Raw genomic sequence first — 12528 nt, 5'->3', positions numbered from 1 at the left:
TCTCTTTTTCATTCTCTTTATCGTATCACTTAATAACTCGTCCAAGCATTTATAACCGAGCATCATCTCAAGTTAATTTAGTCGTAATAAGTTGGCCAGCCTCATTAATCGTTACTTTCCATTTCGCTCCACTAGCAGTCTTCATGACGATACCTTTACTTGCTTCTATTTCAATATCTCCAAACATTCTTCCACCAGTTGTCGCTAACCAAGCATTCCCATTCTCCATAGAAGACCTCGCGAACATACGATTAATCCGAAAACGCTTATGGTCTTGAACGTAACCACTGAGTGTAATTCTTATTTTGTATAACTGGCTCGCCTTCATATTCGATATAATTGTATCACCTACATTTAATGGAACGTCTAATGCAACAACCCAATTTCCAGTTGCACTTAATGCATATTCAATTTTAATTTTCTTCGGGCTCTCTCCCCATCCAAAATACATGCCAAAACAATTCAACATTTGGATTGGATTTTTCGTAAAATCTAATTCAATCACAACTGGATTACTATCTGGAACATCGATATAGTTTACACTTTGTTCATCTATTAAATTAAAACAATTTGCAAGATTCCCCCCGTAAGGTAATTTCCCACTTGCTTGCTTAACAGTATACTTCTGCTGAGCATTTACTAATATATCATCTTGATTCCCTATTAAATGTGGTTTATTTAACGTAATCGGCAACTGAATCCGAAGAGATTCTTCATAGGTAGACTTACAAACATTGTATTGTCCTTTATCTACAATAGTTGTGGAAAGTACATTCGAAAAAAGGTAGTTACGATGCGAATTAGAAGAAAATTCAATGACAATCTGTTCACTACTCATCCGGTACGTATCCCAAATCATACAATCAAATGTATTATAGGCACCCGTACAACGAATGACTTTTTTCGTTTGCTGTCTACATTGTACTTGAATATCATGAAATGTATTCCCTGAACTTTCATTTGGCAAATCACTATTTCCATCTACTTCTATCCCATATTGACATCCATCAATAAATATAGATTGAAATACATTTGCGTTAATCCAGCAAGGTGTATTTATATCATCTATAAATTCTGTCTTTAAATGTATTGCAGTTTGAAAGTTTTTAATTTGAATAAAGTTAACTTGAAAGAAACTAATATAATCCCATGCTTTTTGACAATAAAAGTGTATAGCCTTTCCTTTATATGACGACGTTGCATTTATTATATTTATATTTGATATAAGAGAGTGATTAGGAACTTCTATTTGTTGCGAACCGGAAACATAAATAACTGCAGATTGAAACACTGGATTTATAACTTGAACTGTACCACCTGTTATAGCCGCATTCTGTTGCAGTTCAAACGCATTAAAATCTCCATCAATTTGTAACGTAACAGTAGGATCTAGCTCTAACCTTACATTTGATTTAATAACAATCGGCTTTACAATTTTGTACGTATTTACCCCTGTAATTCTAACCGTCGAAATTCGGTTCGCTACACAATAATTTATAGCTTGCTGAATTGCTAATGAGCTATCATTCCCTGAGTTCGGAACTGCTCCAAAACAATCAATATGAACGCTATTTTCTGGTGCACAATCTTCTTGTGATGAAATATACTCTGACAAAATAAATTCACTCCTTATATTACCTTTTTCATATAATATGTGAGTTTTCTCTTAAAAGTTTCTATAATAAAAAAAACAAACGACTTCTAAAGTCATTTGTTTAATTCATATAAATCTTTCGTTTCTTCTATCATTTTAGTTAACGAGAAATATCTCTCTGCTTTCTCTCGTGCTTTCAGTCTAATACCATTCACCTTTTCTTCATTCTCTTTTAATTCCTCAAGCGCACTTACAAATCGTGATTCGCAATATTCAGATATCAAAACACCTGATTCTCCATCTATTACCGCTTCATTTATTCCGCCGACATCTATTGAAATAATTGGTGTCCCTGTGGCCATCGCTTCAATTACCACCATCGGAAACACTTCACGAAAAGATAATAAAAGTAAGGCATCCATATTTCCTATAAATCCATGTGGTTCCGAAATATTCCCTAACATCTTTACATTTTGCTGCAATCCATACTTTTCTATTTCTTTCATAATAGACTCTCTCTCTGGTCCATCACCAGCAATATAAAACTTAAAATCATCTCTCTTTTTCAACACATTTGCAATTTTTACAAATAGTTGATGGTTTTTTTCTTTGGATAATCTAGCTAATATCCCTACATGATAAGTAGATTCGGTCTTTTTCTGCTGGAATAAGAACTTTTCAATATCTACACCGTTATAAATTGTCTTTATTTTTTCTGCAGCTACATGCATTGAAATTAAATTATTTTTTTCAAACTCACTTACTGTAATAATATTGTTCACATATTTATTCATGAAATAACGAAAAAGAATTGGCATTTTCTTTTCTAATATCGTTACATTATGTTTCGTATACACGACTTTTATCTTTTTTTTCATAAACTTTTGAAGCAAAAAGGAATATAAGACCATTCGTAAACTATTGGCATGAATAAGTTCTATCTTTCGTTCACATATTTCTCTTCTTAAGTAATAAATATTTCTCAAATGATTCCATCGACTAAGCAACATGAAATTTTCTTTTCTAGTAAGAGATTCATATAGTTCTCCATCACCAGCAGCTGTATAAACTGTAAAGTTCTCATCACGCAAATTGCTTTCCAATTTACAGAAATAACTTTCAGCTCCTCCAATTATCAATTTGTCTGTCATCAACAATATATTCATAATTGCGTCTTCCCAACTACATTAATTTTATTTTTTCTATAGGCATGAAAAGCATACTTACTAAAATAGTAAAAGATTTGCGCTGTATTCAGTCGTTTTTGTTCCTTTAATAATTTCCAATACCGAAAAGCCGCTCTCATTTTATTTCTCGAAACAGAATTTTCTACAATTCTATACTTCGCTAACACTTGCTGTATTCCTTTCGCCTCATGCCCTTCATGTAATAAGTTTAGCCATAGCGCTGTATCTTCCGGCTGCACATTAGGCATTTCAATATGCGGAATTTTTTCACGATCAATCATTACTGTTAAACAACCGATAATTGTATTTCCTGCCAAACGATGATAGTCAACAGATTTTGGTACATTCACTTCTCGATTTAGTCCGTTACCGTTTTCATCAATTAAACTATACGATGCATATGAAAAGGCCGCATTCATTTTTTCCATAAATAACAATTGCGTTTTCAATTTATGTGGCAACCATATATCATCGCTATCTAAAAAAGCAATATATCTTCCTCTCGCCTCTTCAATCGCTAAATTCCGAGCTTTAGCAGCACCAACATTTTCTTTTAATGATATTGGTCTAATACGCGAGTCCCCTTCTATTATTTCTTTAATTTTTGCAAGAGATTGGTCAGTTGAAGCGTCATCAACGATAATCATTTCCCAATTTTCATATGACTGATTCTGTACAGATACAATCGTCTCACCTATAAATCGTATACTATTATAAGAAGGTGTTATTACAGAAACATGAGGCGCCTTATTATGTGCTGATAGACATTTTACCATCTACCTTTCCCCTTCCTTCATATATTGAAATGTACTTCACAACCATAGCTAAAAATAAAAAAAACGCTTCGTTAATAATGAGTGACAATGACATCATCTGAAATAAAAATGCAATCATAGTCAATAAAAGATACGGTTTTTCACGAAACAGAGTATACTGCGTTAACTTGACCATTAATACGAATAAAAAAGCGCTGTATAAAAGAAAACCAATTGTACCCGATTCAGACAAAATTTCTAAAAAGGTATTGTGCACATATAATTTTTCGTTAAATTGAAACTCATAATAATTCGAAAAATTAAACGCACCGATTCCGATATATGGATTGGATAAATAATATTTAAAAGCAGCTTCCCATAATGTAAATCTTCCACTTCCATTATCGTGCGAAAAATCAGAAATTCGTTTATTCAATATGTCATCCAATTGGCCACCCATTACACTATTTGATAAACTAAAAATTACTACACCAAATAATAGTAAACTCATTATTATTTTTATTTTTTTTGCAAAACTAGATGTACATACATATACAAAAACGACGAGCACAAGTGCTAATATTCCTCCCCTTGAAAAAGTTAATAAACTTGTCGTAACACATAAAATCAATCCTAAAATGTTCGTCATATTATGTAGGTTTGTCATATAATACATAAAAAATATTGTATTGTAAAAAATAAAAATGTTAGGATCATCTAGCAAACCAATCAATCTTGGATACCCTCTATCAACTAATAGTCCAGCAAAGGTTTCTCTTTCTTCTCCACCGTACAATCCAAAGTGCTGTAAACCGACTATATACAGTATTAGGCTTACAATATTGAATATAATTCCCACATAGACAATAGATGATTCAAGTGTTGCTATTTCAACATTTCCTACTAAATTTCTCATTATAAAATAACACCCTAAAACAAGTAGCACACCAAAAATCATACGAATACTAGCATGTAAATATATAGAAAGAATTCCACTGAAACAATAGATGAAATAAAATAATAAAAATACAATTTCATGAAAATATAGCTTTTGAATATGAAAGTTTTTAACTGTTAAACAAAAATATATGACTAAAAAAATCATATATATCTTCAGCGAAAATCCAATATATATGTTGTATTTACTTAACATGACAAATAATATTAAGAGCATAATCCATTTCATCGATATTTTCATATTATTTTCCATAGGCTATATCCCCTGTTTCGTAATATAATCCTTTTTGCGTGTTTTTTTTATAAACGAAAGAAGAAGTTTTTTCAGCTCATAATCATATAGGAATATACCCACTACTACGATTAACGTATTAAGAACGAGTGCAATGAAATGATATGTATGCAATATATATTGCACTCCAATAAAAGTTACGCCAAAATAAATTGTATAAGGTATTACAATTTGAAATACAATTTTCCCCTTCACTACACTTACTGCTATATACCCAACTAAAGCTACAATTTCAAATAAAACCATAGCATAAGCCGCTCCTATCACTCCACCAATACTACTAAAGCTATAAAGCATAATCCCACCTATCACTAATGCTATACATTGCACAACCGTTCTTTTATTTTGACGTCCACTCGTTGTTAAGCCGTCAGCTATAGCAATATTTAAACTTTGCAGCACAATGAGAAATGATAATATTTGGAGTGGCTCTACTGCATTTCTCCATTCTTCCTGAAAAAATATAGAAATAAAGTATGGCGCTAAATGATATAAACCTATCGTCATACATATTCCCACAATCGCCATTGATTTTATTTGAAGTAAGTTTAATTTCGTATGCTCTTCTAAATTATTCTGATTATAATGCCTAAAGAGTACTGGATAAAATGCACCTGCAATCACCCCTGGCACTTGATATAAAGCTGCTGGCATCCGATATGCCACTGCGAAAACACCTACCATACTTAATGGCAATGTATAGTTAAGTAAGATAGGTGCTAATTGTGGCGTACTCATTATTAAAAACCCACTAATAATAAAAGGTGTCAATTGCCAAAATAACGCTTTATGAATTACGACTTTCATATTCATACTCGTCATTCTTTTCATTACATATATGCTGAATACACCACCGATCATATAACCAAATCCATATAAACGAGCAGTTATATAAACTGGTAACTCTCCGAGAATACAAAAACATGTAATGATAATGACAACTGCTGCTGATACAACTTTAATAAGCGCTATGTACTTCATACGCTCCGTTAGCTGAAAGTAGGCAATCCCTATATTTTGCCAAGTTAATCCTATTAACATGAAAAACATTACGTTTATCATCATATAAATCAAATTTCTATCCGCATACATATAATGAATAGCAATATAGCCGATTATAGAAATAAAAATAAGTAAAATCATCCTTACTTTTATATACGATGATAAAATCGTCTCTAAGTCTACTCCATCTTTTGCGCCTTCTCGAAGAAACGTATTTGTAAGTCCTAAATCTGTAAAAAATAACATAACAAACGTCACTGCTATGGCAACACTAAACATCCCATAATTTTGTGCATTTAAAAAATTTGCTAAAGCAATTAAACTCACAGCCTGAAGAAGATTAGCTAAAATCGTGCTATAAAATAGATGGATAATATTATTAACAATAGATCTTCCCATACCTGCTCTCCTTTGCAAGCAACCTACTTACATATATTTATCTTGCACCATTACCGTTCAATACTATTAAAACGGTTTTACATAAAATCCGAATGTCCATCTTAATCGTTTTCATTTCAATATACTCCATATCCAATTTCAACTTTTCTTTCGGATCAAGATTATATCCTCCATTTATTTGTGCCCATCCTGTTAACCCTGGCTTCACTATTAAACGATCCTTGAATTCTGGAATATACGTATCAAATTGTTTATAAAAATACTCTCTCTCTGGTCTTGGTCCGACAAAAGACATATCACCTTTTAAAATATTTAAAAGTTGCGGTAACTCATCAATTCTCGTTTTCCTTATAAACGATCCAACTTTAGTAATCCTTGGATCATTTTCATTTGCCCATTGTGGTCCATTTATTTCAGCATCTTTTACCATCGACCTTAATTTAAATACATTAAATTTCCTTCCATTAATCCCTAAACGTTCTTGAAAATAAATTGGAGCTCCTGCTGTTTCTAAAGCAATCATAATACAAAAGAACAACATAATTGGTAGCGTTACTAGTAACAATATGAGTGAAAATATAATATCAAACAAGCGCTTTATACTTCGATTCAGAATACTGGTCTTTTCTTGAGACGGAATCGTATACAACTTGGCTTGGTTTGTTTCACGAATCATAGATCGTTACCCCCACATTCAAGAATATAAAACTATACCTATTAATTCACATTCTTTCCTCTTTATATTTGCTATCACTTTTTGCACCGTACGTAGGGAATCTTTTCTCTTTTTGACTGCTAAGACCACTCCATCGCATTTCCCTGCAATCATGTGCGTAGCAGGAAGCTCAAATACTTCAGAGGAATACAAGAAAATATAATCAAAATCTTCTTTCCACTTCGCAATTACATGATCAAATTCATCCGTAGCAACTAAAGGTGTACCGGTGTGTACTGTTTTTTTGGCAGGAATACAATATAAGTATTTAGATAAATTACTAGAAAAAGTTGCATAACTACAGGAGGGATCGCTTATTATATCATTCACTGTTTTCGTATGGTTGCTTTCTAATAATAGATGTAGCTTAGGATCGGAAAAATTCACATCGATAAGTAACACCTTTTTTTTCATTTCTGCAAACACTAACCCTATATTGACTATAAGTGAGGCAACAACGCCCCTATCCTTCGTTGAACTAACCGTGAACACTTGTTTTCCCGATTTTTTCAACTCGTGATACACCGTATAAAACTGCTCTTTCATTAGTGCATCATGCGGATCAAATGAAAGTTGTTTCTTTGTCTTAAACATCGACATGTTCACCTCGATATACAGATGATTTCGTATCAATTTCTGTAGATTTCTTTTTTCTTTTCGGTTCCATATTTATGTGACCAATAACAGATACTGTTGTTATTTTCTCTAAATCTTGTTCCACGTATATACGCTCATCAAAATAATCTCGAAATACAGCTAAACCTATTCCAACAAAAAAACTAACAATTAAAGAGATAGGGATAATAAGTTGCAATTTCGGAAACAACTTTTCAGCTTTTTCCTGTAACTCAGGGTCAGTTAATATTTTTATCCCCTGTACATTCGTATACTGTTGAAAGCTTTTTTGAGATTGTTCTGCCAATGACTTTACAATTTCTTTGACGATTGTAGGATCTGAATCTTTTACTGTAACAGTAACGATTTGAGAGTTGTCCATATTCACCACTGAAATTTTTTGTGCTAATTCATAAATTGATTGCTCTAATTGTAAATTTTTTTTAACTGTTGAAATAATGAGTGGACTTTTTAATATATCAACATACGACGTTACAAGTTGCTTATTTTCCTGTGTTTTATTCACTGCATTTTCCTTATTAAACCCATCTAAATTCCCAACGAGAATTTGCGTTGAATATTGATACGAAGGCTTTAATACATACATAGAAATAAGAATTAAAGAAACTGTTACACAACACATCGTCAAAATAATTGTTACTACTCTTCTTTTCAATAGCTGCTGAAAATCCTTCATACTAATTTCTTGCTTCAATTATTTCACCGCCTTTGTTTGAATGACATCCTGCAACTCACTTTCTACAGATAGTCTTTTCTTTTCTAAATTCGATTGCTTTGTTATATACTTTCCGATCCTGAATGCAAATTTTTCTACAAACAAATAAGAAATTATTGCTAGTATAAACGAAAGAATGAGCGATAACATTAAAACAATGGGTAACGGAAATATTTTATGAAGCATATACACTAGGGAAAATAAAGATATGATGTGGTATAAATAAAGACTGTAAGAAATCTTCCCTAAATATAACAAATATTTATTACGTAGCAAGGATGACAAAGTTGATACTGACAAGCTTAATATGACAAATAAACATGCACTTATCGCTACTACGTAGTCTCGAAATATAAAATTATTAAGTAAATTAATTTCTCCAACAAGCCCTTCATACATATAAAGTAAAACCGCAAATAAAAACCATGCAATTTTCTCATTTTTAGTACGATTACTATAAAAAACTATTAAATTATTTTTATATTTCGCAACTAGTGCTCCTAGTAAAAACAGCACTGTGTAATGCAGAGTTAATGCATAACTAGTTAATGTTAAACTTGAGTGAAATAAAAATAAAATCACGACAGAACATATACTAAAACTAAACAATGACAATAATGAATACCTCAACGTTTTTCGTAAACAAACCATCAAAACTAACGGAAAAATTATCGATATTCGCATTTCATGAACAAGTGACCAAATTACGCCGTTATACGCATCTGTATTATATTTCCCAATCAATAAAATATGTTGTGCGATTAAGCTTAAAGAACTTTCAATCGTCCATGAGCGATTAAACCATTCACTTAAATTAGAAATACCATATTTACTCATTGTAGTCTGGCATAAAATAGCTATACTTATTGCTACGATATATGGAATATAGATTCTAGATATACGCTTCAAAAGGAATGATCCATAGCTATCGTAGTTTTTTTGAATGGATCTATACAAAACAAATCCACTCAAAACAAAAAAGATAATAACAGATTCGTTACCACTACTAAAAATTAGACGAGCAGGTGTTTCTTTTAATAGATAAATAACAAATGGTTTATTATCTTCATAACTGTAATTTTGAAATACTGAAAAAATCATTAAATGATGGCCAATCATTACTATCAATGAAGAAATTCCTCGTATAGAATCCAGTTCTTCATACCTATCCATCGTTTTACATCAACTCCTACTGAAATGATAATAATCATTTCAAAGCGACACCATTATTCATATTCCTCTCCTTTCTTTTCATTCCAATTTTTCATATTAAAATGATTTTATAGCGTAATTTTGAATGTATTGTAACATTTTTTGTAATATTATGAATAGCGAATTTTCAAAATTGATATATACCAATTACAACCTCGAAAAATGAATAATATTGACAGAAAAACACTATAAAAATATCTTGCATAGTTGCAAAATTAAAGAGAAGAATAAAGTTTTTTCAATATAAAATAAAAAAGATAGCCTTTAAAGGCTATCTTTTTTATTTTATTTAATTATTGGCACCACTATATGCTACATGTCGTTTCTCAATTCTCTCTTCAATTTCTTTCATATTTTCTTTATTATTTAATAGTGTTTGTTTATTTTCAATTAATAATTGTTTAAAAGATTTTCGCACTTTTTTTCGCATTTTCATTTCCTCCTTGGGGGATGGTTTATATAAAAGATAAAGAATTATCTGGTTGTTCTTATAATAATTGATTGTTGTGAATTCTATTTGAACTTCATATGAAAATTACGTTTATTTTCTGACAACTTTGTGAACACACAAAAATTTAATCACCCTAAAACCATTTTGAAATTGCTTCATTTCATTATAAAAGTTTCTATCGTCATCAACTTCTATCAATATTTTTGTCGAAACATTTATATACTTAAAATTTAGTTCGATATAATTTTATTTACTACGATACTGTTCGTAAAAACAAAAAGAAGGATGTTGTATAAGTCAAAGTTTGACTTATACAACATCCTTCTTTCAAAACTATTTATAGCATATTGATTAATATTTCAGGTCTTCCCCAATTCATTTCTTCACAAACGAATCTAAGTTTTTCTTCATCCATTGTGTGTAATCCTTCTTCTAGTGAACATGAAATTGGCACTTCACAGTGAATTTGTGCTAATTGTAATGAAATATTTAAGTTCTCTAAATCACTTTCAATCTTTGTACGCTGCGCTTTCGTTAATGATGCTACATTTTCTAGTACAGTTGCTACTGTTCCGTGCTCTTGAATCAGTTTATACGCTGTTTTTTCCCCGATACCTTTTACACCTGGGTAATTATCGCTCGTATCTCCCATGAATGCTTTCGCATGCACGATTTGCCAAGGTTCCACACCTTTTTCTTCCATGATCTTCTCTGGTGTGTAATATTCGTAATTTCCAATTCCTTTGCGCAAGAGCATAACTGTAACGTTCTTATCAACAAGCTGAAGTAAATCCGTATCGCCTGTTAAAATATATACTTCTGCTTCATTGCAGTATTGTTTTGCAAGCGTACCGATACAATCATCCGCTTCATACCCTTTCATACCGATAACTGGAATAGACAATTTCGCAGTCATTTCTTGTACTAAATCAAATTGCGGAATTAATTCTTCAGGCGGCGCTGCACGATTCGCTTTATAATTTGAGAACGATTCTGTTCTAAATGTCGTACTACCCATATCCCAGCATGTTACGATATGTGTCGGTTCAATTGCTTGCATAGCTGTTAATAAATGTTTCATATAACCATGAATCCCGTTTGTAGGGGTACCATCTTGTCGTTTCATAAATTGTCCGTAGACGCTTGTTGCGTAAAAAGCACGAAATAATAGTGCCATACCATCAACTAATAATACTTTTTTCATAATCCCTCTCCTACTACAAAAAATAATAACCCCACGTCATCACGTAAGGTTATATAAATAGATTACCATTCTACGTTTTTTCAACTTTGTCTATTATACATTGTTTTTGTATATTTAGCATCATTTACACATTAAGACATTCTACTACAACAAGTATGAAGAATTCCTGAATACGTATTTTTCCCAGTCGAAACAACTACAGCCTTTGCATTTCCGCCAACAATATACGTCCCTTTGAAACATACATTTTCAAGTTCAAGTGGATTATAATCTTTCATTCGTTTTAAAGGAATAAACCTTTTGCGCTCAAGGTGATAGCAGCTTTCAAATTTCTCAATATTTGTATCTTTTCCTGTTAGCACAGATTCATTTACTAATAAATCATTCGCGTAAATGATACGTACATCCGCTGGTACTATATCACCTTCTGAAAGAAAAATCATATCACCAGGAACAAGCTCTTGTACTGGCAAATTCATCATTTTTAATTCACCGTTTAACCCTGTTACACTAGAACACTCTACTCGAGACACAGTAATTTTCTCACATTGTGATCCATCACGCACATGTTGTTTTGAGAAACCTGGAATCATTCCACTTAGCTTCATCATTACTTCCGCAATACGCGCTCTTTTTGAAGTTAATTCATTTCGGCCATATACTTGAATACGTTTTTGTGCCTCTTTCATAGATAATCCATCTCTTGTTGTTTTAAAATATGCAAATACAGATTTTACATCTCTCGTTGCGATTTCAATTAATAAATCTTTATTTTTTTGAAGCATTGTTTGTTCTTTCATTGATTTTTTACTTAATTTATATGACGTGTTACCCACAGTTTTGTTTGCATATAACATATTATCGTCTCCTCCTGTACAACATAGGAAGAAACGCTTTGTTTCTCAATTTATCCACTTTACCGTAACAGTGTCTAGCGCTTAAACATGCATATAAACGCTACATTATGATAAATATAGAGGGAGGAACAAGTCGTTTCCTGCCTACATCATATATTTTTGATTTGAAGTATATGGGTAACGGAACCGAGTCAGAATTTGACATGCTCCTCACCTCCTCGTTTAATTTTATAGTTTATACTATGAAGTTACTCATAGCTTTGTAACAAAAAGACCCTTACTCCGAAAAGAGTAAAGGTCATGACATACACAAATAAACGATTCCTAATACAATTAGAAATCTACGGACCTCTCCCTCGCCGAGTTTTAGCACTGTATAGCATAGGTACATTACCAGCTACGTTAAGAAAAACCTTAATTCGATCATTCCTGTTGACCCATTGGCGTCTCTCGACATTTTTGGGCAGTAGCATTTCTCTATACAGGAGCCTCACCTAACAGAGACTTATTTTTATTACATAGAAAATGTTACTCTTATTTAAAATAGATGTC

Annotated in this window: 12 protein-coding genes and 1 riboswitch; all 12 genes read right to left on the bottom strand. The window is 31.9% G+C overall.

All coding sequences use genetic code 11. From position 1 onward, the window contains the following. Window positions 1–67: 67 nt before the first annotated feature. Entirely contained in the window at window positions 68–1615 is a 1548-nt protein-coding gene (locus tag MR113_RS01855; RefSeq protein ID WP_242250774.1) for a glycoside hydrolase family protein, read from the bottom strand. A 92-nt stretch (window positions 1616–1707) separates the two neighbouring features. Then, window positions 1708–2760, bottom strand: coding sequence for a glycosyltransferase family 4 protein (locus MR113_RS01850; protein ID WP_242250773.1), 1053 nt, complete (start codon window positions 2758–2760; stop codon window positions 1708–1710). Beyond that, window positions 2757–3557 (bottom strand): glycosyltransferase family 2 protein, encoded by an 801-nt coding sequence (locus tag MR113_RS01845; RefSeq protein WP_242250772.1) that lies wholly within the window; start codon window positions 3555–3557, stop codon window positions 2757–2759. Before MR113_RS01845 ends, MR113_RS01850 begins: the two co-directional genes overlap by 4 nt. Further along, window positions 3532–4746 (bottom strand): O-antigen ligase family protein, encoded by a 1215-nt coding sequence (locus MR113_RS01840; RefSeq protein ID WP_242250771.1) that lies wholly within the window; start codon window positions 4744–4746, stop codon window positions 3532–3534. The genes MR113_RS01845 and MR113_RS01840 overlap by 26 nt, the downstream gene beginning before the upstream one ends. A gap of 3 nt (window positions 4747–4749) precedes the next feature. Further along, window positions 4750–6186, bottom strand: a complete 1437-nt coding sequence (locus MR113_RS01835) for an oligosaccharide flippase family protein (protein ID WP_242250770.1) — start codon at window positions 6184–6186, stop codon at window positions 4750–4752. A 37-nt stretch (window positions 6187–6223) separates the two neighbouring features. Then, complete coding sequence (locus MR113_RS01830) at window positions 6224–6862, bottom strand: sugar transferase (protein ID WP_242250769.1); 639 nt, start codon at window positions 6860–6862, stop codon at window positions 6224–6226. An 18-nt stretch (window positions 6863–6880) separates the two neighbouring features. Next, window positions 6881–7501, bottom strand: a complete 621-nt coding sequence (locus MR113_RS01825) for a CpsD/CapB family tyrosine-protein kinase (RefSeq protein WP_242250768.1) — start codon at window positions 7499–7501, stop codon at window positions 6881–6883. Then, the gene (locus MR113_RS01820; RefSeq protein ID WP_242250767.1) at window positions 7488–8231 is read right to left on the bottom strand and encodes a YveK family protein; all 744 of its coding nucleotides are present in this window, start codon (window positions 8229–8231) and stop codon (window positions 7488–7490) included. The genes MR113_RS01825 and MR113_RS01820 overlap by 14 nt, the downstream gene beginning before the upstream one ends. After that, on the bottom strand, window positions 8232–9425 hold the full coding sequence (locus MR113_RS01815; RefSeq protein ID WP_242250766.1) for an acyltransferase family protein: 1194 nt from the start codon (window positions 9423–9425) through the stop codon (window positions 8232–8234). It abuts the gene before it with no gap. 328 nt (window positions 9426–9753) lie between these two features. Further along, complete coding sequence (locus MR113_RS01810) at window positions 9754–9894, bottom strand: FbpB family small basic protein (protein WP_001228053.1); 141 nt, start codon at window positions 9892–9894, stop codon at window positions 9754–9756. 358 nt (window positions 9895–10252) lie between these two features. Then, a complete protein-coding gene (locus MR113_RS01805) occupies window positions 10253–11119 on the bottom strand; it encodes a 5'-3' exonuclease (protein WP_048527107.1) in 867 nt (288 codons plus the stop codon). 131 nt (window positions 11120–11250) lie between these two features. Then, complete coding sequence (locus tag MR113_RS01800) at window positions 11251–11976, bottom strand: P-type ATPase actuator domain-containing protein (RefSeq protein ID WP_063263214.1); 726 nt, start codon at window positions 11974–11976, stop codon at window positions 11251–11253. A 343-nt stretch (window positions 11977–12319) separates the two neighbouring features. Continuing rightward, a riboswitch (M-box (ykoK) riboswitch) is annotated at window positions 12320–12485 on the bottom strand. Between the last annotated feature and the right edge of the window lie 43 nt (window positions 12486–12528).

Source organism: Bacillus cereus group sp. BfR-BA-01379 (assembly GCF_022663605.1).
Lineage (GTDB): Bacteria > Bacillota > Bacilli > Bacillales > Bacillaceae_G > Bacillus_A > Bacillus_A mobilis.
Note: the sequence above shows the minus strand (reverse complement) of the source record. Positions and strands in the feature narration are given on the sequence as shown.

Bases quoted from the DNA above. Each gene is read 5' to 3' on its own strand.
- MR113_RS01810 (WP_001228053.1), bottom strand. From the start codon at position 9,894: ATGCGAAAAAAAGTGCGAAAATCTTTTAAACAATTATTAATTGAAAAT.
- MR113_RS01840 (WP_242250771.1), bottom strand. From the start codon at position 4,746: ATGGAAAATAATATGAAAATATCGATGAAATGGATTATGCTCTTAATA.
- MR113_RS01845 (WP_242250772.1), bottom strand. From the start codon at position 3,557: ATGGTAAAATGTCTATCAGCACATAATAAGGCGCCTCATGTTTCTGTA.
- MR113_RS01825 (WP_242250768.1), bottom strand. From the start codon at position 7,501: ATGTCGATGTTTAAGACAAAGAAACAACTTTCATTTGATCCGCATGAT.
- MR113_RS01830 (WP_242250769.1), bottom strand. From the start codon at position 6,862: ATGATTCGTGAAACAAACCAAGCCAAGTTGTATACGATTCCGTCTCAA.
- MR113_RS01835 (WP_242250770.1), bottom strand. From the start codon at position 6,186: ATGGGAAGATCTATTGTTAATAATATTATCCATCTATTTTATAGCACG.
- MR113_RS01850 (WP_242250773.1), bottom strand. From the start codon at position 2,760: ATGAATATATTGTTGATGACAGACAAATTGATAATTGGAGGAGCTGAA.
- MR113_RS01815 (WP_242250766.1), bottom strand. From the start codon at position 9,425: ATGGATAGGTATGAAGAACTGGATTCTATACGAGGAATTTCTTCATTG.
- MR113_RS01805 (WP_048527107.1), bottom strand. From the start codon at position 11,119: ATGAAAAAAGTATTATTAGTTGATGGTATGGCACTATTATTTCGTGCT.
- MR113_RS01800 (WP_063263214.1), bottom strand. From the start codon at position 11,976: ATGTTATATGCAAACAAAACTGTGGGTAACACGTCATATAAATTAAGT.